The following is a 24,347-nucleotide window of genomic DNA, read 5'->3' as shown; positions in this document are numbered from 1 at the left end:
TTGATGGCTACTCTTAAGAAAAAAATATCCTAAGTGTAACGCAATTGCAAATTACCACGTGTTCGTTTGAACATGCGGTTTGCATTTTCCGGCAATGTTAGCGATAGATCCCGGGCAGTTAGCGTAAATATTCAGCCAGATACGGCGCCGTGCGGCTGGCGCGGCTGGCCGCGACCCGTGCCGGCGGCCCGGCAGCCACCACCGTGCCGCCCGCTTCGCCCGCGCCGGGCCCGATATCGATCACCCAGTCGCAGGCGGCCGCCACGCGCATCGTGTGCTCGACCATGATGACGGTGTTGCCGGCGTCGACCAGGCGGTTCAGCTGCGCCACCAGGCGGTCGGTGTCGAACGGATGCAGTCCGGTGGTCGGCTCGTCCAGCACATATAAAGCGCCGCCGCGGGTGGCGCGCTGCAGTTCGGTCGCCAGCTTGATCCGCTGGGCTTCGCCGCCCGACAGCTCGGTCGCGCTCTGCCCCAGGCGCAGGTAGCCCAGCCCCACTTCGCGCAGCACCTGCAGCGGGCGCGCCACCGCTTCCTGGTCCTCGAAGAAGGCGTACGCTTCGTCCACCGTCATCCGCAGGACGTCGGCGATGTTGCGCTCCTTGTACGTGATCTTCAGGGTATCGGCGTTGTAGCGCGCGCCCTCGCAGGTCGGACATGGCGCGTACACGCTGGGCAGGAACAGCAGCTCGACCATCACGAAGCCTTCGCCGGCGCAGTGCTCGCAGCGGCCCTTGGCGACATTGAACGAAAAGCGCCCGGCGTCGTAGCGGCGCTTCTTCGCGGCCGGGGTGGCGGCGAACAGCTTGCGCACCTGGTCGAACAGGCCGGTATACGTGGCCAGGTTCGAGCGCGGCGTGCGTCCGATCGGCTTCTGGTCGACCCGCACCAGGCGTTTCACGCCTTCCATGCCGGCGGCGATCCGGCCTTCCGTCTCGATGTGCGGCTCCTGTTCGAGTCCCGGCTCCTGCTCCGCCTCCTCTTCCGGCGCACCCTGGCCCAGCGCTTCGGTCACCAGGTCGACCAGCACCTGGCTCACCAGGGTCGACTTGCCGGAACCGGACACGCCGGTCACGCAGCTCATCACGCCGAGCGGAAACTCGGCCTTCAGGTCGTGCAGGTTGTTGCGGGTGACGCCTTCGAGCTTCAGCCAGCCGGCCGGTTCGCGCAAGGTGCGCGCTTCGGCCCGGATATCGCCGAACAGGTAGCGCCGGGTATGCGAGCGCTCGACCTTCTTCAGGCCCTCTGGCGGGCCGCTGTACAGGATCTCGCCGCCGCCCTCGCCCGCCTGCGGGCCGACGTCGACGATCCAGTCGGCGCGCCGGATCACGTCCAGCGCGTGCTCGACCACGAACAGGGAATTCCCGGCCGCCTTCAGTTGCGCCAGCGCCGCCAGCAGCGCCTCGGTATCGGCCGGGTGCAGGCCGGCCGAGGGCTCGTCCAGCACGTAGACCACGCCAAACAGGCTGGACCGCACCTGGGTCGCCAGCCGCAGGCGCTGCAGCTCGCCCGGCGACAGGGTGGGCGTGCTGCGCTCCAGCGCCAGGTAGCCCAGGCCCAGGTCGAGCAGCACGCCGAGCCGGGCGCACAGGTCGGCGGCGATGCGGCGGGTGACGATCAGCTGTTCCGGGTGGCTGGCGGCGGTGGCGTGTGCCGGGATCTCGCCCTTCGCATACGGCGCGAGGATCCGGGCCAGCCGTTCGAGCGGCAGGCGCGACAGCTCCGTGATGTCCATCCCGGCGAAGGTCACGGACAGGGCTTCCTGGCGCAGCCGGCGGCCGCGGCACAGCGGGCATTCGGTACTCACCATGTAGCGCGCCACCCGCTTCTTCATGGTCGCGCTTTCGGTGTTGGCGAAGGTCTGCAGCACGTAGCGGCGCGCGCCGGTGAAGGTGCCCTGGTAGCTGGGCGTTTCCTTGCGTTTCAGGGCGCGTTTCGTCTCTTCCGGCGTGAGGCCGGCGTACACGGGGACGGTCGGGGTCTCGTCGGTGAACAGGATCCAGTCGCGGTCCTTCTTCGGCAGGTCGCGCCAGGGCGTGTCGACGTCGAAGCCCATGGTGACGAGGATGTCGCGCAGGTTCTGGCCGTGCCAGGCCGGCGGCCAGGCGGCGACGGCGCGCTCGCGGATGGTGAGCGTATCGTCCGGCACCATCGACTGTTCGGTGGCCTCGTAGACGCGGCCCAGGCCCGAACACTGCGGGCAGGCGCCTTCGGCGGTGTTCGGCGAGAACGATTCGGCGTACAGCAGCGGCTGGCCGGGCGGATAGTCGCCGGCGCGCGAGTACAGCATGCGCAGGGAGTTCGACAGCGTGCTGACGCTGCCGACCGAGGAGCGCGCGGTCGGCGTGCCGCGCTGCTGCTGCAGGGCCACCGCCGGCGGCAGGCCGTCGACCTCGTCGACTTCCGGCACCGGCATCTGGTGGAACAGCCGGCGCGCGTAGGGCGAGACCGATTCCAGGTAGCGCCGCTGCGCCTCGGCATACAGGGTGCCGAAGGCCAGCGAGGATTTGCCGGAGCCGGACACGCCGGTAAACACGACCAGCGCGTCGCGCGGCAGCTCCACGCTGACGTTCTTGAGGTTGTGCTCGCGCGCGCCGCGCACGCGTACGCGGCCGTGGTCGGCGGGGATCGATGGTTTGCCGGATGCCTTCATGGCTCCATTGGAGCGCACTCTGCAGCTGCTGGCGGTGCGCTGCCGCACGCAGTAGAGCGTCGTCCCCGTGCAGGCGGGGACCCAAGTTCTGCATGAGCTGTCGAAACGCCAGCAAACCTGGATTCCCGCCTGCGCGGGAACGACGTGGTGAAAATCAGGGAATCAGCTGCTGCGCCCGCAAGGCCGTGAACAGGTCGTAAAAGGAATCCTCGGTCGACTGCCATCCGGCAAAGCCGAGGCGCCGGCTGTTGGCCATGTCGGTCATCACTTCGATCGGCCGGCCGAGGTCGAGGTCGGTGTGCCAGGGCGACGCCAGGCGGTCGAGGTCGGCCTCCTGCAGGTGGTGGCGGCGCGCCATCTCGCTCCACAGAACCGCATCGTTGGCCATGGCGGCTTCCAGCGGCTGCACGGTGCCGCCGTAGCCTTCGGCCTGGACCCCGAACCAGGCCGCCAGCCGGCGCCACAGCCAGCTCCAGCGGAAGTAGTCGCCGTTCGCGATGTTGAAGGCTTCGTTGCGCGCCGCGTCGGTGTCGGCGGCCCAGCGCAGCTGCTTGGCCAGCATGCGCGCATCGGTCACGTCGCACAGGCCGTGCCATTGCGCTTCCGAGCCGGGAAACCGGAACGGGCGCCCGGTCTCCTTGCAGATCGAGGCATATACGGCCAGCGTGGTGCCCATGTTCATGGCGTTGCCGACCGCCATGCCGATGATGCTGTGCGGACGGTGGATGGTCCAGGTGAAGCGGTCGCGCTCGGCCGCGGCATGGACCTCGTCTTCCTGGGCATAGTAAAAATTCTCGAGCGGCAGGCGCGGCTGGGACTCGCGCAGCGGCGTATCCGGCAAGGTGCCTGAACTGGCATAGGCTTCGAAGGGGCCGAGATAGTGCTTCAGGCCCGTCACCAGCGCCACGTGGCGCACCGACTTTTTCGGCGACAGCGCGTCGAGCAGGTTGCGCACCAGCAGGGCGTTGACGCGGATGTTCTCGGCTTCCGATGCCTGGCGCATCCAGGTCGTGATGAAGACGTGGGTGGGCGCGTCGTTTCCCATCTCGGCCAGGGCCGCCTGCAGGCCGACCTCGTCGAGCAGGTCGGCGGCCACGGGGATCAGACCGGGCAGGTCGCGCGGCGGACGGCGCGCCAGTCCGTACACGGTCCAGCCATGGGCCAGCAGTTCGCGTGCCGTATAGCGGCCGCCGATGCCGCTGGCGCCGACGACCAGTGCGCTTCGTTGCATATTCACTCCCGGGAAATCGCCAGAAAGCGCCATTCTTGCGCGCTTTCCCGGAGGGCCGGCGCGCTATTGCCTCAGCTCATCAGTCGCTTGCCGCAGCGGCCCCGCCGCCAGGGCTTCCAGGCGCGCGCACAGGCCGTCGAGCGCCTGGTCCGGAGCGAAGCGGCGCTTGACGTCGAGGCAGCGGCCAGCCAGCCCCTCGTCGGCGAGCAGTTGCCGCAGCGTCCCGGCCAGCCGCGCATCGTCGAGCCTGGCCGCCGGCAGGCCGGCGCCCACGCCCAGGGCCGCCACGCGCGCCGCGTTGTCGAACTGGTCGTGCGCCAACGGCACCACCAGTTGCGGCACGCCCGCGCGCAGGGCCTCGGCCGTGGTGCCGATGCCGCCGTGGTGGGCCAGCAGCGCCAGGTGCGGCAGCAGCCGGCGCAGCGGCACGTAGTCCTGCCACAGGATCGCCGGCGGCAGGCCGGGCGGCAGCTGTTCGCGGTGCGGGGTCAGGAAGATGGCGCGCAGGCCGAGTTGTTGCACGGCCCTGGCGGCATGCTCGAAGTAGGCGCGGGCCTGGGTGTTGCCGGTGCCGTGGGTGAAGGCGACCGGCCTCCCCGGCCCACCAAGGAAGCGTTCGAGTTCGGGCGACAGCGGCGCGTCCGGTTTCGGATCGAACAGCGGGAAGCCGGCGCGGTACAGGGGCCGGGGCCAGTCCGGCTGGGTCGGCGCGAACCATTCCGGGAACAGCGTCACCGACAGGTCGGGCACGCCGAACAGGTGCTCGAGCATGCCGGCCACCGGCGGCATCCCGCGCGCGGTCCGCGCCGCGTTCACGTCGCCGAGTGCCACCGGATCGATCAGGCTTGCCGCCAGGCGCCGCAACAGCCAGCGCCGCAAGCCCAGCGGCACCCAGGGCGGCACCCGCCAGGGTCCGAGCATCAGCGGATCGTGGACGGTCGGCAGATTCTGCGGCGCCAGGTAAGCCGCCGCCACTTTCAGGCCGGGACGGGCGTTGCGGCACAGGTCGGCCTCCGGCAGGGCCAGCGGATGCACCAGCAGCACGCAGGTTTCCTCGGCCGGCAGGGCGGCGACGAAAGGCACGATCCGCGCCATCGCCGGCCGCGTCGCGCGCCAGACCACGCCGAAGCCGCGCGTCGCATGCCAGAGGTCGGGGTCGGCCAGCACGGCCTCGTCGACGGGCAGGCCGACGAAGGGCAAGCCGGTGTCCTGCACGAACGGCGCGTGCTGTCCGGGCGCGAGAAAGCTGACGCGGTGCCCGCGCGCGCGCAGGGCCAGCGCCAGCGCCATGAAGGGAAACAGGTCGCCGGCCGAGCCGATGGTGACGACCACGAAGTGCAGCTTGGGGTTGGGCTCTGTCGGGGACATGGCGCCACTCTAAATGAAAACACCCCGCACGGCGTCAACCGTGCAGGGTGTCGGGATGGCCCGTCTCAGGTCCGCGGACGGACCTGGCGGCAAGCGCGTGCTCAGCCGCGGCGTGCGCGGCGGATGCCGGCGAAGCCCATCAGGGCGATGCCGAACAGGGCCAGCGAGCCCGGTTCAGGCACGTTGGTGACCGGCGGCGGAGTGGTGTCGGTGAAGTCGATGTTCAGCGCGGCGCTGGTCAGGTTCAGGTCGCCGGTGACGCCGAGGCTGAAGTTCAGCGACTTGCTGCTCATCAGCTCAGCCAGCAGGTTGTCGTAGGACATCAGCGAGTTGGCCAGCGAGAAGTTGCCGGTGTAGTCGGTGGTCGTGGTGTCGGTCTTGGTGACGGCGACGGTGTAGAAGGTGGCGGCCTTGCACGAGGAATCGTGCGCGACCTGGTCGGCGGTGCAGATGACGCCGTTCTTCACATACACGTCGGCGCCCTTGACTGCCGGGCCGGTCACCGTGTCCGAGGCCAGGCTCGGGGTGCCGGCACTGGTCTGGCCGGCAAAGGTCAGGCCGGTGAACTGCAGCTGGACCGATTCCTTCTCACCCGTGCGGGTCACCGGCACCGTGGTGGTGGTGGTGGTGGTGGCGGTCCTGTTCTGGCCCGAGACGACCACCGAGGTGGCCGAGCTCGAGGTCGAGATGCCGGTCACGCTGCTGAACGGATCGGTGCTGTCGTCCGCGAAGGTGAACGAGAAGCCGATGCTGTTGATCTTGAACTGGCCCGGCAGGAAGGCCGAACCGTTGAAGCTGCCCTGGTAGGTCGTGTTGTTCAGGTAGTTCGGCACGCCGCTCGCATTGAGCGTGACGACGGTAGCCGAGGCCTGGGAAGCTGCCCCGATCAGGAGCGCGCCAATTGCAGCTTTGATCGAATTTTGGATTTTCATATTTTCTTGTATGTAAGTGATGAGGATGCTACGGCCAGCGTGAATCGTTAAACATGAGCAGAAAACAATTTACCGTTGGTACCGGCAGTTAAATATAAGCAATGTCCGTGCCAGAAATAAATTGTGATCTAAATCAATAATTTGCGTTTCGGATAAAATACCGGTGTAAATATTTCCGACAAAGAAAGCAACTTAAGTTTCTTTGAAGAAATTCATTGAACGGGCCCGGCGACTCCGGTATGGCCCAAAAAAACGCTCGCAGTGCGGTCGCACGGCGAGCGTTGTCGGAAAGGACTGGACCCCAGGCACCGGCTGGACCGGCGCCTGGCAGGCGCATCAGAGGAAGCGGTCGAGGATCTTCCGGCTGCCCTTATCGATCGCAAACATGTCGCGGATCAGGAAATGGATGCCGTGGCTGTCCGACACCAGCAGCGAATAGGCGCCCAGGCGGCGGATGTCTTCCTCGCCCTTCAGCACGAACTCGGTGTCGCCGCGGTCGGTCTTCACGCGCCAGGTCGAGGGCGTGGCGAAGCTGGACACGCCCTGGATCGACAGGATCTCGGGCATGAATTCGCGCCCTTCCAGTTCCTCGCTCACCAGGCTGCGGATGTCGGCCGGCATGGCGTCCAGGTCGTCGATCCAGGCGACTTCCTTGCCGCCCTCGCGCACCAGCGAGATGCCGCGGCTCGGGGCCTGGACCGGGAAGGAGCGCACCGGCGCGACGCCGACGAATTCCTCGCCCTCGGCATTGGTCAGCACCAGCTTGCCGAAGGCGTCGCGGCGCAGTTGAAACGGTGATTGCAGTACGGTCGTCATCGATTAATCTTCCTGGCTGGAGTCGTCCGGATCCTGGTCGACGTTGCGCGCCTGCGCTTCGTACAGGCGGAAATACGCGCCTTCGCGCGCCATCAGTTCGTCGTGGCTGCCCTCTTCCACCACCGCGCCGCGGTCCAGCACGACCAGGCGGTCGGCGCGGTGCAGGGTGGACAGGCGGTGCGCGATCGCGATCGTGGTGCGGCCCTGGACCAGGTTGTCGAGCGCCTTCTGGATTTCCTTCTCGGTTTCCGAGTCCACCGACGACGTCGCTTCGTCCAGGATCAGGATCGGCGGATCGATCAGCAGCGCGCGCGCGATCGAGATGCGCTGGCGTTCGCCGCCGGACAGGCCCTGGCCGCGTTCGCCGACCATCGAATCGTAGCCCTGCGGCAGGCGCAGGATGAATTCGTGGGCGTGGGCGGCGCGGGCGGCGGCGATGATCTCTTCGCGGGTCGCATGCGGCTTGCCGTAGGCGATGTTCTCGGCGATGGTGCCGAAGAACAGGAAAGGCTCCTGCAGCACCAGGCCGATGTGGCGGCGGTAGTCGGCCACCGCGAAGCTGCGGATATCCTTGCCGTCGAGCAGGATCGCGCCTTCGGCCACGTCGTAGAAACGGCAGATCAGGTTCACCAGGGTCGACTTGCCGGAACCGGAATGGCCGACCAGGCCGACCATTTCGCCGGCCTTGATGTTGAGCGAGATGCCGCGGTTGACGGCGCGGTTGCCGTAGCGGAAGCCGACTTCGCGCAGCGCGATATTGCCTTCCACCTTGTCGAGCTTCACCGGATTGGCCGGCTCGGGCACGCTCGACACATGGTCGAGGATGTCGAAGATGCGCTTGGCCGCCGAGGCCGACTTCTGCGTGACGGAGACGATGCGGCTCATGGAATCCAGGCGCACGTAGAAGCGGCCGCTGTAGGCGATGAAGGCGGACAGCACGCCGACCGTGATTTCGCCCTTGCTCACCTGCCAGATGCCGAAGCACCAGATGATCAGCAGGCCGAGTTCCGTCAGCAGGGAGACGGTCGGCGAGAACAGCGACCACACCTTGTTCAATTTATCGTTGACGGCCAGGTTGTGCTTGTTCGCGTCGCGGAAGCGGGAGGCTTCGCGATGCTCCTGCGCGAACGCCTTCACCACGCGGATGCCGGGAATGGTGTCGGCCAGCACGTTGGTGACCTCTCCCCAGACGCGGTCGATCTTCTCGAACCCGGTGCGCAGCTTGTCGCGCACCACGTGGATCATCCAGGCGATGAAAGGCAGCGGCACCAGGGTGATCAGGGCCAGCTTGGCGTTGATGCTGAACAGGATCGCGCCGGTCATGATGATCATCAGGACGTCGGACAGGAAGTCCAGCAGGTGCAGCGACAGGAACACGCAGATGCGGTCCGAGCCGCTGCCGATGCGGCTCATCAGGTCGCCGGTGCGCTTGCCGCCGAAGAATTCCAGGGACAGGCGCAGCAGGTGCTCGTAGGTTTCCGAGCGCATGTCCGCGCCCATGCGTTCCGACACCAGGGCCAGGATATAGGTCCGGCCCCAGCCCAGCGCCCAGGCCAGGATGGCGGAGGCGAACAGCCCGCCCATATATAAATAGACGAGCGAGGTGTCGATCTTCTGCCCGTTCTGGTACGGGATCAGGACGTTGTCCATCAGCGGCATCGTCAGGTAGGGCGGAATCATGTGTGCGCCGGTACTGGCCAACATCAGCAAGAATCCGAGGAACAGCTGCCCCTTGTACGGCATGGCGAAGCGCCACAGGCGGAACAGGGTCCAGGTCGATGGCGGCGTGTGCAGCACCTTGGTGCAGATCGGGCACTCTTCCTGGTCCGCTTCGAGCGGGGCCTTGCAGCTCGGGCAGCTGTGCTGCTCGGGCGGCTGGACGGCGAGGCCGGTCAGGTAGCTTTCGACCTGGTCGTGGAACTGGTCCACCAGGCGGATCGCCTGCAGGTTCTGGCCGAGGGTGAAGCGCCAGGCCGCCAGCAGGCCGTTGGCGTCGACCAGTTCGAGGTGGCCGACGCCGGCATGGTCGTGGTGGCGCATCGCCAGGCCGGCGCGGTAAGGCCAGTCGCGCCAGTGGCTGTCGCCGGGGCTGCGAGTCAGTAGACGGATGTTGGTAACAACCAGTATCCCCCTAGTGAAACGTAATTTCGAATCGAGGTCAACCTCAAGGGCGCTTAAAACGTTTTCCCCAGGCGCAAGCTTTTTCTGGACGTCCGCCTGCCACTGCTCGGGCAGGAAACTGGCGCTTGCCAGCGGCGCGGAGGGAATTAGTTGTTGATTCGTCATGTGCTCTTGGAAATGGAGATGTGCGCTGCAACCTTCCGTTGCGGCTGGCAGGTCACCAGGATGGAACGCTGAGCAGGGCACGCCGGTTGACATGCATACGGTATTCTATCGGCGGGGACGAGACTGGCAGAATTCAGTTCAGCGCGGTAAGCTTCGTTTCGGCAAGTATACAACATGTGCACTGCAGCAAGAGGGGCTCCCCGGTGGGTGGACCTCGGCGCCATGCACAAACATAAGGCAACGCCGCGCGGCGAGAGAGAGGTCGGCGCACGGCAAGATATTTTTCATGACAAACAAGAAAGACATTAAGATTCTTCGCGTTACCCATCTGCGTGGCCCGAACATCTGGACCTACCGCCCTGTCATCGAGGCCTGGCTCGACATCGGCGAACTCGAAGAATGTCCTTCGAACACCCTTCCCGGTTTCAATGAACGCCTGACCGCCTGGCTGCCGGGACTGATCGAACACCGCTGCGGCGTCGGCGAACGCGGCGGTTTCCTGGAGCGGCTGCGCGACGGCACCTGGGCCGGCCACATCCTCGAACACATCGTCCTCGAACTGCAGAACCTGGCCGGCATGAAGACCGGCTTCGGCAAGACCCGCTCCACCGCCGATGTCGGCATCTATAAAATGGCGTTCCGCACCCGCGACGAAGTCGTCGGCCGCGCCGCCCTACAAGCCGGCCATGCCCTCCTGATGGCCGCCATCAACGACACTCCGTTCGACATGAGGGCCAGCGTGGCGGAGCTGACCGAACTGGTCGACCGCTACTGCCTCGGCCCCTCCACCGCCCACATCGTCGATGCCGCCACCGAGCGCCGCATCCCCTCGATCCGCCTGACCGAAGGCAACCTGGTGCAGCTCGGCCATGGCGCCGCCCAGCGCCGCATCTGGACCGCCGAAACCGATCGCACCAGCGCGATCGGCGAAAGCATCGCCAGCGACAAGGACCTGACCAAGACCCTGCTGGCCTCCTGCGGCGTGCCGGTGCCGGAAGGCGCGGTGGTGCGCAGCGCCGAGGCGGCATGGGAAGAAGCCGAGGACATCGGCCTGCCGGTGGTGGTCAAGCCGGTCGACGGCAACCATGGCCGCGGCGTGACGCTGAACCTGATGAACGAAGCCGACGTCAAGGCCGCCTACGCGATCGCGTCCGAAGCGGGTGACTCGAGCGCCGTGCTGGTCGAGCGCTACGTGCCGGGCAACGAGCACCGCCTGCTGGTGGTCGGCTCGAAGGTCGTCGCCGCCGCCAAGGGCGAATCGCTGTTCGTGCTAGGTGACGGCAAGTCGACCGTGCGCGAACTGTGCAACAGCCAGATCAACACCGACCCGCGCCGCGGCGAAAGCGAAGAACATCCGCTCGGCCTGGTCAACCCGGACGACGAAGAGATCAAGCTCGACCTGCAGCGCCAGGGCCTGACCGCCGCCTCCGTGCCGCCGGACGGTCAGAAGGTGCTGATCCAGCCGAACGGCAACGTCGCCGATGACGTCACCGACGAGGTGCACCCGGACGTGGCCCACGTGGCCGCGCTGGCGGCGCGCGTGGTCGGCCTGGACATCGCCGGCATCGACCTGGTGTGCGAAGACATCTCGCGTCCGCTGGAAGAACAGCGCGGCGCCATCATCGAAGTCAATTCCAGCCCGGGCCTGCTGGCCCACATCAAGCCGGCCACCGGCAAGCCGCGCGAAGTCGGCAAGGCCATCGTCGAGCACCTGTTCGCGGATGGCGCTCAGGTGAATAATGCGTCCGGCCGTATCCCGGTGGTGGGCGTGACCGGCGCCGCAAGCGTGAACAATGAGGCGAGCCTGGTTGCAAGCCTGATCGGCAATGTGCTGTCGCAGTCCGGCAAGCACGTCGGCGTGGCCAACCGCAACGGTCTGTTCCTCGACCAGCGCCGCCTCACCGGCGCCGACTGCACCCGCTTCGACGCCGCCCAGCGCCTGCTGATCAACCGGAACGTGCAGGCCGCCGTGTTCGAATCGAACGCGCGCGCGATCCTGAGCGAAGGCCTGCCCTACGACCGCTGCCTGGTGGGCGTGGTGACCGGCATGGGCCGGGTGGAGGACGTCGCCGACCTGTACGTGCGCGACGACGACGCCCTGTTCAACGTGGTGCGCAGCCAGGTCGACGTCGTGCTGTCCGAAGGTGCGTCGGTGCTGAACGCGGCCGACCCGCAGGTCGTGAAGCTGGCCGACCTGTCCGACGGCGCCGTGATCTTCTATGCGCAGGACGAGAACAACGACGTCCTGAAGCAGCACCGCGCCGCCGGCGGCCGCGTTGCCTTCCTGCGCGACCAGCATATCGTGCTGGCCCAGGGGGGCGAGGATGCGCCGCTGCTGGGCCTGGCCAAGCTGAAGCCGGCCACCGCGAGCCAGCCGGAAGCCGTGCTGGCCGCCGCCGCCGCAAGCTGGGCGCTGGACGTGCCGACCGACCTGATCTGCGCTGGCCTGCGCAGCTTCGAGAACAAATAAAGGATTGAAGGTTTTTATGGAAGTATCACGCGTCCGGGCCCTGCGCGGCCCCAACCTCTGGAGCCACCACACGTCGATCGAGGCAATCGTCTCCTGCCCGCCGGAGGAGGAATCGATCAGCGCACTGCCGGGTTTCGAAGCGCGCCTGCGGGCCCTGTTCCCGGAGATCTGGCCGCTGCAGCCGACCGGCCATGACGACACCATCCCGCTGGCCCAGGTGCTGGAAGTGGCGGCCCTCGCCCTGCAGGCCCAGGCCGGCTGCCCGGTCACCTTCAGCCGCACCACCGCCACCATCGAACGCGGCATCTACCAGGTCGTGGTCGAGTACAGCGAAGAAGACGTCGGCCGCCTGGCACTGACCCTGGCCGAGCAGCTGATCCAGGCCGCGCGCGACGACCAGGCCTTCGACCTGGACGGCGCCCTGCACCAGCTGCGCGAACTCGACGAGGACGTGCGCCTCGGCCCCTCGACCGGCTCGATCGTGCATGCCGCCGTCGCCCGCGGCATCCCCTTCCGTCGCCTGACCGAGGGCAGCCTGGTGCAGTTCGGCTGGGGCAGCCGCCAGCGCCGCATCCAGGCCGCCGAGATCGACGCCACCGGCGCCATCGCCGAATCGATCGCGCAGGACAAGGAACTGACCAAGAAGCTGCTCGACGCCGCAGGCGTGCCGGTGCCGCTGGGCCGCGTCGTGACCGATCCGGACGACGCCTGGGCCGCGGCCCAGGAGATCGGCGTACCGGTCGTGATCAAGCCGAAGGACGGCAACCAGGGCAAGGGCGTGACCGTGAACGTCACCACCCGCGAACAGCTCACCGCCGGCTTCCACGCGGCGTCGGAATTCCGCGACGACATCCTGGTCGAAAAATACCTGCCGGGCCACGACTACCGCCTGCTCGTGATCGGCAACAAGCTGATCGCAGCCGCGCGCCGCGACCCGCCGCACGTGGTCGGCGACGGCGTGCACACGGTGCGCCAGCTGGTCGACACCGTCAACCTCGACCCGCGCCGCGGCAGCGGCCATGGCACCGCGCTGACCAAGATCCGCTTCGACGACATCGCCCTCGCCTCGCTGGCCAAGCAGGGCTATGACGCCGAATCGGTCCCGCCGAAAGGCCAGCGCGTCACCCTGCGCAACAACGCCAACCTGTCGACCGGCGGCTCGGCCACCGACGTCACCGACGACGTGCATCCGGAAGTGGCCGCGCGCGCCATCGCCGCCGCACACATGGTCGGCCTGGACATCTGCGGCGTCGACCTGGTGTGCGACAGCGTGCTGAAACCGATCGAGGAACAGGGCGGCGGCATCGTCGAAGTCAATGCGGCGCCCGGCCTGCGCATGCACATCTCGCCGTCGTTCGGCAAGGGCCGCGCGGTCGGCGAAGCGATCATGGACACCCTGTACGCGCCCGGCGACGACGGCCGCATCCCGGTGGTGGCCGTGACCGGCACCAACGGCAAGACCACCACCGTGCGCCTGATCGCCCACCTGATCGCGGCCTCCGGCCTGCGCACCGGCATGACCAACACCGACGGCGTGTACATCCAGGGCCGCCGCATCGACAGCGGCGACTGCAGCGGTCCGCGCAGCGCGCGCAACGTGCTGCTGCACCCGGACGTCGACGCCGCCGTGTTCGAGACCGCGCGCGGCGGCATGCTGCGCGAAGGCCTGGCCTTCGACCGCTGCCAGGTGGCGGTGGTGACCAATATCGGCGCCGGCGACCACCTCGGCCTGAACTACATCACCACGCTGGAAGACCTGGCGGTACTCAAGCGCGTGATCGTGCAGAACGTGGCGCCGGGCGGCATGGCCGTGCTGAACGCCGCCGACCCGATCGTGGCCGCGATGGCCGAGAACACCCGCGGCGACGTCACCTATTTCGCGCTGGACTGCTCGCTGCCGCTCATGCAGAAGCACCGCGCCCAGGGCCGCCGCATCGTCTACGTCGACGAAGGCCACCTGGTGGCGGCGCAAGGCAAGAGCGAGGAACGGATCGCGCTGACCGACGTGCCGATCACCCGCGGCGGCGTGATCGGCTTCCAGGTCGAGAACGTGATGGCCTCGGTGGCCGCGGCCTGGGCGGTCGGCATCGACTGGAGCGCGATCCGTACCGGCCTGAAGACCTTCGTCGGCGAGAGCGACAACGCGCCGGGCCGTTTCAACGTGTTCGACTACAAGGGCGCCACCGTGATCGCGGACTACGGCCACAACCCGGACGCGATCCAGGCCCTGGTGAACGCGGTCGAAGCGATGCCGGCCCGGCGCCGCTCGGTGGTGATCAGCGGCGCCGGCGACCGCCGCGACGAAGACATCCGCGACCAGACGCGCATCCTGGGTAAAGCTTTCGACGACGTGCTGCTGTACGAAGACCAGTGCCAGCGCGGCCGCTCGGAAGGCGAAGTCGTGGCCCTGCTGCGCGACGGCCTGGCGGACGCGACCCGCACCAGCCACATCGAGGAAATCAAGGGCGAGTTCGTCGCCATCGACCGCGCGCTGGAGCGCCTGCAGCCGGGCGACCTGTCGCTGGTGCTGATCGACCAGGTGGACGAGGCGCTGGCGCATATCGCCAAGCGGGTGGCGGAGGCGAAGGCCTGATCTGGCTTCGGATGGAATGAAGAGGGGCGCTGGATGGCGCCCCTTTTTTTACAATGGTTTGTCATTCCCGGCACTGCCGGAAATGACTTCCCGCGAAGGCGGGAACCCAAGTTGACCTACAAGCCCCCGGCGCCGCAGCGCAGCCCCCATCGCAAGCAACCCCGCCCCCATCACCGCCGCCGCCCCCGGCTCCGCCACCACCGCCCCGCTACTCTCCACTTCCAGTCTCGCCCCGAAATACTGCAGCGGATCGCGATACCCCGCATCCCCCACCAGCAGCGTCCAGTCGCCGAACATGTCGCTACCGCCCAGGCCCCCCAGCGCCTCGATCGGCCGGAAACTGCCGGCCGTGACGTTGCCGTTGTTGAAGTCGGGGCTGCCGACCTGCCAGCCGGCCGCATCGTCGAAGCGCACCGTGACCCGCCCCGCACCGACGCTGGAACCGCTGTAGGTCCAGGGCGCGACCAGGCTGACCGTCGTGCCGGTCGGCGAACTCAGGCGAAAATAGATCTCGTTGTCGAAGGAGCCGGTATTGTCGATGCACTGGCCGTCCTCGCCCACGCCGGGGTCGTTGCACTTGGCGAAATCGATGCTGAGGGTGAGATTGCCGACGATGCCGTGCTCGCCGATGTGCAGGATGCGGGTGCCATCGTCGTGGTCGAACCAGCCCGGCGTCGCGTCGAGCGCAATCACGCCCGCCTGCGCGACCGCACAGGCCGCGCCCAGCAGCGCCGATGCCAGCGCCTTGATCCAGGTCTTCTTCATGCTCTCCTCCCTTGCCGTTAAATAAAAACGATTCGGTTAGCCATCGCACATGCTCGAGACAGGTCATGACGTAGGATGGACGGTCACGACATCGTCCCGGCGATCGATTGACGATGCCATTTGACAAGCGGTGAGATCATGACAATTGACAAAAGGCACAATGAAAAGCCGGCGCAAGGCGACGCGCCGGAATCGTCTTTCTGGGGTTTGTGGTACCGCTTCCTGTTTTTCGACTGGCTGTTCCGCGACGTGGGCGCGGCCCGCACCCGCATCGAGCGCCACGCCGCCTTCCAGCACAACCGCAGGATGAGCCGCTACCTGCCGGTCTACCTGCGCCGCTGGTCCTTCCTCACCGCCTTCGACTTCGCCCTCGGCCTGCTGTTCGAAAAAGTGCTGCAGGCCGGCCTGCTGTCGGCCTGGTTCTTCACCTGGACCTGCGTGAGCCTGACGGGGATGGTCGTGATCGCGGTGGCCTGGATCATCCTGGCGCATGCAAGGCTGTCCTAGGCATTAAATTTCTTGATGTCAACTAAATTTCCTACGCGCAAATATACGAAGATACCTCTACCGACACAACCGATGGAGGCGACCATGAGCTATTTGCGGATGAGCAGTCACAAGGTTCCCCGGCTTTACTCCGGTGAGCGCCGGTTCGAGCGGCGCATCGACGAGCAGACCGCCAGCGATATCGGCGACGCCCTGCGCGCGGACAGCGTCCAGGCGGCGGCGCTGGCGATGCAGCATTTGCAGGTGGATGTACAGGTGGCGCTGCGCGTGCTTGCCGGCACGAAGGAAGAACCGGGCAAATCGCTGCGCAAGACCGACCCCGCCGCCCCGGCCGGCAGCTGATCCAGGCCACCCCCCGGCCGGATGCTTGCGCCAGGCATCCGGCCAGCCCTGCGCTGGATTGCCCTCCAGGCCGCCATTGCTTCCACTCCCTGCTTTCCTTGACTCCCGCCAACTTGCCACATAGGCAAGGGAAGATCATGTCATTACGACAACGGAGGATGACATGAGCTACCAATGGATCGACGACCACCGCCGCGCCACCGAGGCTCGCCGCAACACCCTCGGCGACCGCCGCAGCGACCACGCCACCGCAGAGAAAATCCGCGACGCACTGCGGGCATGCAGCACCACCGCGGCGGCGCAGGCGCTCGAATACCAGCAGGTCGACCTCGCGACGGCGCTGCGGGTGCTGGCCAGGCCGGAGTGGCGGCGGGCGCGCGAGCGATGAAGCTTCATTCCCCTCCCCGCCGAGCCCCAACGCGGTAAAATGGCAACCCCAAGCCCGGCCCCCTGCCGGGCTTCCGATTGCCAAGCCATGAACGTTCCACACGAAATCAATGCCGCCGCGGCCAAGGCGCTCGCCACCGCAGAAAAACACACCCCGATGATGCAACAGTACCTCCGCATCAAGGGAGAGTACCCGACCATGCTGGTGTTCTACCGCATGGGCGACTTCTACGAGCTGTTCTTCGAGGATGCCGAGAAAGCCGCGCGCATCCTGGGCATCACGCTGACGGCGCGCGGAACCTCGAACGGCAATCCGATCAAGATGGCGGGCGTGCCCTTCCACTCGCTCGATCCCTATCTCGCCAAGCTGGTCAAGCTCGGCGAGTCCTGCGCGATCTGCGAACAGATCGGCGATCCGGCCCTCGCCAAGGGCCCGGTCGAACGCAAGGTGGTGCGCGTGGTCACGCCCGGCACCCTGACCGATGCCGACCTGCTGCCCGAGAAGGCCGAGCGCCCGCTGCTGGCCGTGTGCACGGTCCCGAACCGCAAGCACGTGACCACCGGCCTGGCCTGGCTGTCGCTGGCGAGCGGCGCCCTGAAGCTGATGGAATTCACGGCCGATGCGAAGAATGCCGCCCTGCGCCTGGTACAGGAACTGGAGCGGATCGCGCCGGCCGAAGTGCTGCGCGCGGACGCCAGCGCCGACATGTTCGAAGAGACCACGATCGGCCACAACCAGCGCGTGCCGGAGTGGCATTTCGAAGTCGTGCACGGCCACAAGGCGCTGCTCGACCAGCTTGGCGTATCGACCCTGAGCGGCTTTGGCGCGGACGGCCTCGGCGCGGCCTTCGGGGCGGCCGGCGCCCTGCTGCGCTACGCCCAGTCGACCCAGGGCCGCGGCCTGCAGCACGTGAAGAGCCTGGCCGTCGAATCCGAGAGCGAATTCATCGGCCTGGATGCCGCCACGCGCCGCAACCTGGAGCTGACCGAGACCATCCGCGGGATGGAAGCGCCGACCCTGTTCTCGCTGCTGGACGGCTGCCGCACCGCGATGGGCTCGCGCCTGCTGCGCCACTGGATCCACCACGCCCGGCGCGACCAGTCGGTGGCGCGCGGCCGCCACGAGGCGATCGCCGCGCTGGCCGAGCACGACGCCTGCGGCGCGCTCTCAGGCACGCTTGCCCACGTGCCGGACGTCGAACGCATCACCACCCGCATCGCCCTGCTCACCGCGCGCCCGCGCGACCTGGCCAGCCTGCGCGACGGCCTGAAACAGCTGCCGGTGCTGCGCGAGCAGGTCGCACGCTGCTTCATCCCGGGCGACTCCTGCCTGCTGCGCGACATCCATGAAGCGATCGCCATCCCCGAGCATTGCCTGGACCTGCTGTCGCGCGCCATCGCCGAAGAACCGGCCGCCATGGTGCGCGACGGCGGCGTGTTCGCGCGCGGCTTCGACGCCGAGCTGGACGAGCTGCGCGCGCTGTCCGAGAACGCCGGCCAGTTCCTGGTCGACCTCGAAACGCGCGAACGGGCCCGCACCGGCATCGCCAACCTGCGCGTCGAGTACAACAAGGTGCACGGCTTCTACATCGAGGTCACCAACGGCCAGGCCGACAAGGTGCCCGAGGACTACCGCCGCCGCCAGACCCTGAAGAACTGCGAGCGCTACATCACGCCGGAACTCAAGGCCTTCGAAGACAAGGCCCTGTCGGCCCAGGACCGTGCGCTGGCGCGCGAGAAGCTGCTGTACGACCTGCTGCTCGGCGAGCTCGCTCCGCACATCGCCTGCCTGCAGAAGGTCGCCGGCGGCATCGCCCAGGTCGACGCGCTGGTGGCGCTGGCCGCGCATGCGGTCCGCAACAACTGGTGCAGGCCGCAGCTGGTCGATGCGCCCTGCCTGACCATCGTCGAGGGCCGCCATCCGGTGGTCGAGAACCAGATCGAGCGCTTCATCGCGAACGACTGCCAGCTCTCGAACGAGCGGCGCCTGCTATTGATTACCGGTCCGAACATGGGCGGCAAGTCGACCTTCATGCGCCAGGTGGCGCTCATTACGCTGCTGGCCTATGTCGGCAGCTACGTGCCGGCGACCAGCGCGACGATCGGCCCGATCGACCGCATCTTCACCCGCATCGGCGCCTCCGACGACCTGGCGAACGGCCGCTCCACCTTCATGGTCGAGATGACGGAATCGGCGGCGATCCTGAACGGCGCCACCGAGCACTCGCTGGTGCTGATGGACGAAGTCGGGCGCGGCACCTCGACCTTCGACGGCCTGGCGCTGGCCTGGGCGATCGCGCGCCACCTGATCGAAACGAGCCGCAGCTTCACCCTGTTCGCGACCCACTATTTCGAGCTGACCCAGCTGCCGGAAGCGCACCCGAGCGCGGCCAACGTGCACCTGTCGGCGGTCGAGCACAAGGACAGCATCGTGTTCCTGCATGCGGTGCAGGACGGCCCGGCCTCGCAGAGCTACGGCCTGCAGGTGGCGCAGCTGGCGGGCGTGCCGCCGGCGGTGATCCGCGCCGCGCGCAAGCACCTGGCGCGGCTGGAGTCGCAGGCGCTCGACGCCACGCCCCAGCTCGACCTGTTCGCCGCGCCGCCGTGCGATGACGAGGTCGATGCCGAAGCGGCGCAGGCTTTGGCGCAGGCCGCGCCGGCCGCCGCGCAGGCGCCCGACGAGTCGCCCGCGCTGGCCCTGCTGGATGCCATCGATCCGGACGCGCTGACCCCGCGCGAAGCGCTCGAGCGGCTGTACGAACTCAAGCGCCTGGCCAGCGCGTGATGCCGCCAACCGTGCCTTCGCTAGCGGCCCGCCTGCGCCTGGGCGTCCTGCTGGCCGCCGCCCTGCTCTCGGCCGGCGCGCTGGCGGCGAAGGACACCAGGGATGCGCAGGACGAGGAGGCGCACCGGTTCGCGGTGGTCGGGCACAGCCCTGCCGACGGCGACGAAAGCCGTTTCAGGCATGCCCTCGAGGCCGCCGACGACAAATCGACCGCCTTCGTGGTAGTCACCGGCATCAAGGGCGCCAAGGAAGCCTGCAGCGACAAGCTGTACCAGCAGCGCCGCGAGCTGATCGGCGATGCGCGCCGCCCGACCGTGGTGGTGCCGGCCGCCAGCGACTGGACCGATTGCCGCAACAGCGCCGGCCGTTCGAACGCGATCGAGCGCCTGAACCGGCTGCGCGAGCTGTTCTACGCCGAGCCGAAGACGCTGGGCGCGCGCAAGCTGCCGCTCACGCGCCAGTCGATGAGTCCGCGCTTTCGCAGCTATGCGGAGAATGCCCACTGGTCGGTCGGCAAGGTGCTGTATGCGACCCTCAACCTCCCCGCCAACAACAACCACTACCTGACCGAAGCGGGCCGCAATAGCGAGTACGAAGACCGGCTGGTGGCCAACCGCTTCTGGCTGAACCGCCTGTTCGCGATCGCCCGGCGCGACCGGCTGGAGGCGATCGTGCTGTTCGCGGAGGGCGACCTGAAGGCGCTATCGCAGCCGACCGGCCTGCGCGCCCTGCTGCGCCGCGCGGTGCCGGACAACGATGGCTTCGCCGAGACGCGCCGCCTGGTGCTGTCGCTGGCGCAGAAATTCCCGGGCAAGGTGCTGCTGGTCGACAGCGCGCCGCTGGCCAAAGGGGCGAAGCCGGCGATCGAATGGCGCGGCAACCTCGGCCATCTGTCGGTGGGGCAACGGGAAATCGAGGTCGCGGTGGACCCGGCGGGCAAGGCCCTGTTCAGGGTGGACGAGGGAAGCGAGGCCGGCGACAGGGCCGGGCCGGAGAAACAGGACAAACAGGAAAAGCAGGAAGAGAAACGCCATCCGAAAGCGATCAAATAAATGATCAAGTGAGCGATCGGATGTGCGCAAATCAGCAGGCGTGAATGGGTACGGGCCGCAATGCCAGCGGCCCGTTGTCATTCCTGCCCGATCAGTTCAGGGGCTGGCTGCGGAAGTGGTCGCCTTCTTCGCCGTCGTCCATGTCGTCATGGCCGTGGTGGTGGCCATGCGCGCCATGCACGTGGCCATGCGCGATTTCTTCTTCGGTCGCGGCGCGCACGTCGATCACCGACAAGTCGAAGCGCAGTGCCATGCCGGCCAGCGGGTGGTTACCGTCGAGAACGACCTTGTCGTCCGCGATCTCGGTCACGGTGAAGATGGTCGGTTCGTCTTCGCTGCCTTCGGCCACGCCTTCGAATTGCATGCCGACTTCGAGCGGCTCCGGCAGGCGCGAACGCTCTTCGACTTTCAGCAGGCTCGGGTCGTAGTCGCCGAAGGCGTCTTCCGGCTCGATCTGGATGGTCGACGAATAGCCCACTTCCTTGCCGTCCAGTTCCTCTTCGATCTTCGGCAGCGTGTTCTCGTAGCCGCCGTGCAGGTACACCATCGGCTGGGCGCCGTCTTCGATCAGGTTGTTCTGGGCATCGGACAGTTTGTAGTTGACCGACACTACCGTATTCTGGGCAATCTTCATTGCGCTTCCTTTCGTAATTAAGGCGCCGATTATACTCCTGCCAATGCCGAAGCCCTCCCACGGCTGGTTATAATGTCGCATGAAAAAATTACAGCTCCTCGGGAACATCACTCCCGCCCAGTTTCTCCGCGATTACTGGCACAAGAAGCCCTTGCTGATCCGGCAGGCGATCCCCGATTTCAAGCCGCTGCTCAAGTTCGACAAACTGGCCGAACTGGCCAGGCTGAACCATGTCGAATCGCGCCTGGTCACCCAGGCCGGTGACGCCTGGGACATGCAGCACGGCCCGCTGCAGGAATTGCCGCCGCGCACGCAGCGCGAGTGGACCATGCTGGTGCAGGGCGTCAACCTGCATGAGCCGAAGGCCGACGCCCTGCTGCGCGAGTTCCGCTTCGTCCCGGACGCGCGCCTGGACGACCTGATGGTCAGCTACGCCACCGATGGCGGCGGCGTCGGTCCCCACTTCGATTCCTATGACGTGTTCCTGCTGCAAGCCCAGGGCCGGCGCCGCTGGCGCATCGGCGCCCAGCAGGACCTGAGCCTGGTCGAAGGCCTGCCGCTGAAGATCCTCGCCAACTTCGAACCGGAACAAGAGTTCGTGCTCGAACCGGGTGACATGCTCTACCTGCCGCCGCACTACGCCCACGACGGCGTGGCCGAGGGCGAGTGCATGACCTATTCGATCGGCTTCCGCTCCCCCTCGTTCCAGGAACTGGGCGAAGGCTTCCTGCAGTTCATGGCCGACTCGATCGACCTGCCCGGCCGCTATGCCGATCCGGACCTGCAGCCGGCGAAGAACCCGGCCGAGATCCCGAAGGACATGCTGACCAGCATCACCGAAGAGCTGAACAAGGTACGCTGGGACGAGGAGGACGTCACCATCTTCCTCGGCGAATACCTGTCCGAACCGAAGCACAACGTGTTCTTCACCCCGGTCGCCAAGCCGCTGACCGTGGGCCGCTTCATGGAACAGGCCGCCAAGCGCGGACTCAGGCTGTCGCCGAAGACGCTGATGCTTTACCGCGGCAAGCACGTGTTCATCAACGGCGAATCCTTCGCCGTCGGCCGCGCCGACAAGACCGTGCTCGACGTGCTGGCCAACCAGCGCGGCCTGGACGGCGCCATGCTGGAGCAAGCGTCAAGCGACGTGCTGGAAGCGCTCTACACCTGGTATTCGGACGGCTGGCTGGAACTGGGTTGAGGCAAGCATGGTTGAGCCGGCCATCCTGCGTTTCGACACCCGTGCCGAGTTCCAGCGCCAGCTGCGCGCGGTGCTGGAGCGGGCGCGGGGCTCGCTCGACCTGTTCGATCCGGACTTTTCCCTGTTCCCGCTGGGCGATGCGGACGTCGACGCGCTCCTGCGCCGCTACCTGGCGGGCGGCGGCCAGCTGCGCCTCGCGATGCACGACAGCCGCCACATCGAGCGCCACTACCCGCGCTTCCTGCGCCTGCTGAGGGACCATGGGCACCGGATCGAGTGCCGCCTTACGGGGCGCGGACTTCGCCAGCTCACCGATTCGTTCTGCATCGCGGACCGCCTGCACCTGGTACGGCGCTATCATAGCGACCATCTGCGGGGCGAAGCAGCGTTTGATGCACCGCAAGAAACTGATGTGCCGAGCGAGCGTTTTTCGGCCATCTGGGAAGAATCGCAGCCGGGTCTGCATGCCGCCACGACCGGGCTTTGATGGCCGTATTTCCCTATGAAACGAAGCGTGCGCCATGCTGTTACACGTTGTAACAATATGAAGGTTGTTGTTACAGGCAATCGTTATAAGTTGACAGCAGTTTTCTATTGCGATTCAGTAAATTTGGCTATAATATCGGGTTAGGAAGGTTCCGTTGTCTGTAGGCACTTTTTCAAAAGTATGAAAGCTACGAGAATTCCTAACGAGCGATAATTACCGGTAATTATTCATCGCACTAGACGTACTTACCTTTTGAATTAATTAAGGAAAAACCATGAAAAAATCTCTGCTGATCGTCTCCCTGCTGGCTGTTGCTCTGGCTGCTTGCTCGAAGAAAGAAGAAACCACCGTGACCCCGGCTGCTCCGGCTGCTGAAACCACCGCTCCGGCTGCTGCTCCGGCCGCTCCGGCTGCTGACGCTGCTGCTACCCCGGCTGCTCCGGCCGCTGCTGACGCTGCTGCTTCGGCCGCTTCGGCTGCTGCTTCGGCTGCTTCGGCTGCTGCTGACGCTGCTTCGGCTGCTGCTGCTCCGGCTGCTTCGAAGTAATCTTCGTCGCGTCTGAAAAAACCGGCCTGCGGGCCGGTTTTTTTACGCCTGGCGCTGCTGAACGTCGTTCCCGCCTTCGCGGGAACGACGATAAAAAAACCGGCCACTTGGCCGGTTTTTCGTTGGCGATGTAGCTGAATTACTTCAGCTCGTCCGCCAGCAGCTTCAGGATCTTCGCGCCGGTGTCCGAGGTCTCCGGCTTGCCGTCGTTGGTCTGGACGCTGACGTCGGTGGTGGCCGCATTCGGGACCGCCGAGACCAGCACGCGGTAGCGCTGGGCTTCCTTGTTCTTGTCGTCGTTGCCGAACAGCTTGCTGAAGAAGCCTTCCTTGCCGGCCTTGTCCGGATCGACGTAGCGCACGAAATAGATGCCCTGCACCCGGTCGCGGTCTTCGACGGTGAAGCCGACGCGGTCGAGCGCCAGGCCGACACGGCGCCATGCGCGGTCGAAGCCCTCGTCGACGACGACCTTGCCGTTTTCCAGCTTGGCGTGCTGGGCTTCCGGAGTGGCGTTGACGACGGCGGCGGTGGCCTGCTTGACGTCTGCCGGCTTGGTGGCGCCGGTCAGCTGGGCCATCAGGCGGCCCAGGAATTCGGCCTCCAGGCCCGGATCGCTCTTGCGGCCGACCCAGGTCGTGGTCTCGCGCTGGGCGCCGACCGGCACTTCCTCGGCGCCGCGGTGGCTGATGTAGATTTCGGTCGAGCCGTCCGGACGGCGCTCCAGGCGGGTGCGGAACTTGTCGCGCTCGCCGGAAGAGTACGCCGAATCGAACACCTTGCCGATCGTGCGGCGGATGAAGTCCTGCGGAATCTTGGCGCGGTTCTCGGCCCAGTTGGTTTCCATGATGCCGGTCTGGGCGTTCTCGGTTTCGACCGTGAAGCCGACGCTCGGCCAGAAGGCTTCGAGCTGCGGCCACAGTTGCTCCGGGGTCTGCTTGACCACCAGCCAGCGCTGGTCGCCGGCGCGCTCGATGCGCACGGCCTCGGTCGAGACCGGGCCCACGGTGCCGCCGGCGACGACCGGCAGGGCTTGATTGCCGCGCGCCTGCTGGAAGCCCGAGGCGGTGGCGACGCCGCGGCCATCCGGCACGGCGTAGCGGTTATCTTTCTGCAGTTGGGTCAGGTCCGGCGGGATGTCCAGCGGCGCGGCTTTCTTGGCCGAGCGGTAGTCCACCTTGTCCGATTCGAACACGGTCGTGCAGGCCGCCAGGCTGAGTGCCAGGGCGGTCAGGGCGACGGTGCGGGTCGCTTGGCGGGTCTTGTACTTACGATTCATCATGTCGTTCTGAGT

19 protein-coding genes are annotated in these 24,347 nt (G+C 66.7%); 10 read left to right on the top strand and 9 right to left on the bottom strand.

From position 1 onward, the window contains the following. Positions 1 to 118: 118 nt before the first annotated feature. From AC3A6M_RS14910 to AC3A6M_RS14885, 6 genes are all read right to left on the bottom strand, one after another. Entirely contained in the window at positions 119 to 2,653 is a 2,535-nt protein-coding gene (locus AC3A6M_RS14910) for an excinuclease ABC subunit UvrA (protein ID WP_487853504.1), read from the bottom strand. A gap of 154 nt (positions 2,654 to 2,807) precedes the next feature. Further along, a complete protein-coding gene (locus tag AC3A6M_RS14905; protein ID WP_487853503.1) occupies positions 2,808 to 3,884 on the bottom strand; it encodes an SDR family oxidoreductase in 1,077 nt (358 codons plus the stop codon). A gap of 63 nt (positions 3,885 to 3,947) precedes the next feature. After that, positions 3,948 to 5,252, bottom strand: coding sequence for a glycosyltransferase (locus AC3A6M_RS14900; protein WP_487853502.1), 1,305 nt, complete (start codon positions 5,250 to 5,252; stop codon positions 3,948 to 3,950). Positions 5,253 to 5,353: 101 nt separating this feature from the next. Beyond that, the gene (locus AC3A6M_RS14895) at positions 5,354 to 6,184 is read right to left on the bottom strand and encodes a PEP-CTERM sorting domain-containing protein (RefSeq protein ID WP_487853501.1); all 831 of its coding nucleotides are present in this window, start codon (positions 6,182 to 6,184) and stop codon (positions 5,354 to 5,356) included. Between the two features lie 336 nt (positions 6,185 to 6,520). Next, positions 6,521 to 7,000, bottom strand: a complete 480-nt coding sequence (locus AC3A6M_RS14890) for a cyanophycin metabolism-associated DUF1854 family protein (protein WP_487853500.1) — start codon at positions 6,998 to 7,000, stop codon at positions 6,521 to 6,523. 3 nt (positions 7,001 to 7,003) lie between these two features. Continuing rightward, positions 7,004 to 9,286, bottom strand: coding sequence for a cyanophycin metabolism-associated ABC transporter (locus AC3A6M_RS14885; protein ID WP_487853499.1), 2,283 nt, complete (start codon positions 9,284 to 9,286; stop codon positions 7,004 to 7,006). Positions 9,287 to 9,572: 286 nt separating this feature from the next. On the opposite strand from AC3A6M_RS14885, the gene AC3A6M_RS14880 reads away from it, so the two are divergent. Continuing rightward, a complete protein-coding gene (locus AC3A6M_RS14880) occupies positions 9,573 to 11,756 on the top strand; it encodes a cyanophycin synthetase (RefSeq protein ID WP_487853498.1) in 2,184 nt (727 codons plus the stop codon). Positions 11,757 to 11,772: 16 nt separating this feature from the next. Next, positions 11,773 to 14,349 (top strand): cyanophycin synthetase, encoded by a 2,577-nt coding sequence (cphA, locus tag AC3A6M_RS14875; protein WP_487853497.1) that lies wholly within the window; start codon positions 11,773 to 11,775, stop codon positions 14,347 to 14,349. A 48-nt stretch (positions 14,350 to 14,397) separates the two neighbouring features. Here the strand turns inward: cphA and AC3A6M_RS14870 are convergent, their stop codons facing one another. Beyond that, positions 14,398 to 15,114, bottom strand: coding sequence for a hypothetical protein (locus tag AC3A6M_RS14870; protein ID WP_487853496.1), 717 nt, complete (start codon positions 15,112 to 15,114; stop codon positions 14,398 to 14,400). A gap of 138 nt (positions 15,115 to 15,252) precedes the next feature. Between AC3A6M_RS14870 and AC3A6M_RS14865 the strand changes: the two genes are divergently transcribed. The 5 genes from AC3A6M_RS14865 (at position 15,253) to AC3A6M_RS14845 (ending at position 20,187) form a co-directional block, all read left to right on the top strand. Beyond that, entirely contained in the window at positions 15,253 to 15,621 is a 369-nt protein-coding gene (locus AC3A6M_RS14865; RefSeq protein WP_487853495.1) for a hypothetical protein, read from the top strand. A gap of 84 nt (positions 15,622 to 15,705) precedes the next feature. Next, a complete protein-coding gene (locus AC3A6M_RS14860) occupies positions 15,706 to 15,963 on the top strand; it encodes a hypothetical protein (RefSeq protein ID WP_487853494.1) in 258 nt (85 codons plus the stop codon). A gap of 163 nt (positions 15,964 to 16,126) precedes the next feature. Continuing rightward, a complete protein-coding gene (locus AC3A6M_RS14855) occupies positions 16,127 to 16,351 on the top strand; it encodes a hypothetical protein (protein ID WP_487853493.1) in 225 nt (74 codons plus the stop codon). Positions 16,352 to 16,438: 87 nt separating this feature from the next. Next, positions 16,439 to 19,135 (top strand): DNA mismatch repair protein MutS, encoded by a 2,697-nt coding sequence (mutS, locus tag AC3A6M_RS14850; protein WP_487853492.1) that lies wholly within the window; start codon positions 16,439 to 16,441, stop codon positions 19,133 to 19,135. Beyond that, positions 19,135 to 20,187 carry a hypothetical protein gene (locus AC3A6M_RS14845; RefSeq protein ID WP_487853700.1) on the top strand — a complete coding sequence of 351 codons (1,053 nt, stop codon included), beginning with the start codon at positions 19,135 to 19,137 and terminating at the stop codon, positions 20,185 to 20,187. The genes mutS and AC3A6M_RS14845 overlap by 1 nt, the downstream gene beginning before the upstream one ends. 91 nt (positions 20,188 to 20,278) lie before the next feature. On the opposite strand, the gene AC3A6M_RS14840 is transcribed toward AC3A6M_RS14845, so the two are convergent. Then, the gene (locus AC3A6M_RS14840; protein ID WP_487853491.1) at positions 20,279 to 20,821 is read right to left on the bottom strand and encodes an FKBP-type peptidyl-prolyl cis-trans isomerase; all 543 of its coding nucleotides are present in this window, start codon (positions 20,819 to 20,821) and stop codon (positions 20,279 to 20,281) included. A gap of 79 nt (positions 20,822 to 20,900) precedes the next feature. Here AC3A6M_RS14840 and AC3A6M_RS14835 point away from each other — a divergent pair, with 79 nt between their 5' ends. From AC3A6M_RS14835 to AC3A6M_RS14825, 3 genes are all read left to right on the top strand, one after another. Beyond that, the gene (locus tag AC3A6M_RS14835; protein ID WP_487853490.1) at positions 20,901 to 22,022 is read left to right on the top strand and encodes a ribosomal protein uL16 3-hydroxylase; all 1,122 of its coding nucleotides are present in this window, start codon (positions 20,901 to 20,903) and stop codon (positions 22,020 to 22,022) included. Positions 22,023 to 22,029: 7 nt separating this feature from the next. Continuing rightward, positions 22,030 to 22,509: a DUF7931 domain-containing protein gene (locus AC3A6M_RS14830; RefSeq protein WP_487853489.1), complete on the top strand. Its 480-nt coding sequence runs from the start codon at positions 22,030 to 22,032 to the stop codon at positions 22,507 to 22,509. A gap of 274 nt (positions 22,510 to 22,783) precedes the next feature. Beyond that, entirely contained in the window at positions 22,784 to 23,056 is a 273-nt protein-coding gene (locus AC3A6M_RS14825) for a hypothetical protein (RefSeq protein WP_082439717.1), read from the top strand. 139 nt (positions 23,057 to 23,195) lie between these two features. On the opposite strand, the gene bamC is transcribed toward AC3A6M_RS14825, so the two are convergent. Beyond that, complete coding sequence (bamC, locus tag AC3A6M_RS14820; RefSeq protein ID WP_487853699.1) at positions 23,196 to 24,332, bottom strand: NlpB/DapX family lipoprotein; 1,137 nt, start codon at positions 24,330 to 24,332, stop codon at positions 23,196 to 23,198. Between the last annotated feature and the right edge of the window lie 15 nt (positions 24,333 to 24,347).

The sequence above is a fragment of the Telluria sp. Soil_C_11 genome (assembly GCF_057657395.1).
This window is presented reverse-complemented; position numbering and strand designations above follow the sequence as displayed.

What these genes read in the sequence shown, in the direction of transcription:
- AC3A6M_RS14910 (WP_487853504.1), bottom strand. Translation starts at nt 2,653, where the DNA reads ATGAAGGCATCCGGCAAACCATCGATCCCCGCCGACCACGGCCGCGTA.
- AC3A6M_RS14905 (WP_487853503.1), bottom strand. Translation starts at nt 3,884, where the DNA reads ATGCAACGAAGCGCACTGGTCGTCGGCGCCAGCGGCATCGGCGGCCGC.
- AC3A6M_RS14900 (WP_487853502.1), bottom strand. Translation starts at nt 5,252, where the DNA reads ATGTCCCCGACAGAGCCCAACCCCAAGCTGCACTTCGTGGTCGTCACC.
- AC3A6M_RS14895 (WP_487853501.1), bottom strand. Translation starts at nt 6,184, where the DNA reads ATGAAAATCCAAAATTCGATCAAAGCTGCAATTGGCGCGCTCCTGATC.
- AC3A6M_RS14890 (WP_487853500.1), bottom strand. Translation starts at nt 7,000, where the DNA reads ATGACGACCGTACTGCAATCACCGTTTCAACTGCGCCGCGACGCCTTC.
- AC3A6M_RS14885 (WP_487853499.1), bottom strand. Translation starts at nt 9,286, where the DNA reads ATGACGAATCAACAACTAATTCCCTCCGCGCCGCTGGCAAGCGCCAGT.
- AC3A6M_RS14880 (WP_487853498.1), top strand. Translation starts at nt 9,573, where the DNA reads ATGACAAACAAGAAAGACATTAAGATTCTTCGCGTTACCCATCTGCGT.
- cphA (WP_487853497.1), top strand. Translation starts at nt 11,773, where the DNA reads ATGGAAGTATCACGCGTCCGGGCCCTGCGCGGCCCCAACCTCTGGAGC.
- AC3A6M_RS14870 (WP_487853496.1), bottom strand. Translation starts at nt 15,114, where the DNA reads ATGAAGAAGACCTGGATCAAGGCGCTGGCATCGGCGCTGCTGGGCGCG.
- AC3A6M_RS14865 (WP_487853495.1), top strand. Translation starts at nt 15,253, where the DNA reads ATGACAATTGACAAAAGGCACAATGAAAAGCCGGCGCAAGGCGACGCG.
- AC3A6M_RS14860 (WP_487853494.1), top strand. Translation starts at nt 15,706, where the DNA reads ATGAGCTATTTGCGGATGAGCAGTCACAAGGTTCCCCGGCTTTACTCC.
- AC3A6M_RS14855 (WP_487853493.1), top strand. Translation starts at nt 16,127, where the DNA reads ATGAGCTACCAATGGATCGACGACCACCGCCGCGCCACCGAGGCTCGC.
- mutS (WP_487853492.1), top strand. Translation starts at nt 16,439, where the DNA reads ATGAACGTTCCACACGAAATCAATGCCGCCGCGGCCAAGGCGCTCGCC.
- AC3A6M_RS14845 (WP_487853700.1), top strand. Translation starts at nt 19,135, where the DNA reads ATGCCGCCAACCGTGCCTTCGCTAGCGGCCCGCCTGCGCCTGGGCGTC.
- AC3A6M_RS14840 (WP_487853491.1), bottom strand. Translation starts at nt 20,821, where the DNA reads ATGAAGATTGCCCAGAATACGGTAGTGTCGGTCAACTACAAACTGTCC.
- AC3A6M_RS14835 (WP_487853490.1), top strand. Translation starts at nt 20,901, where the DNA reads ATGAAAAAATTACAGCTCCTCGGGAACATCACTCCCGCCCAGTTTCTC.
- AC3A6M_RS14830 (WP_487853489.1), top strand. Translation starts at nt 22,030, where the DNA reads ATGGTTGAGCCGGCCATCCTGCGTTTCGACACCCGTGCCGAGTTCCAG.
- AC3A6M_RS14825 (WP_082439717.1), top strand. Translation starts at nt 22,784, where the DNA reads ATGAAAAAATCTCTGCTGATCGTCTCCCTGCTGGCTGTTGCTCTGGCT.
- bamC (WP_487853699.1), bottom strand. Translation starts at nt 24,332, where the DNA reads ATGAATCGTAAGTACAAGACCCGCCAAGCGACCCGCACCGTCGCCCTG.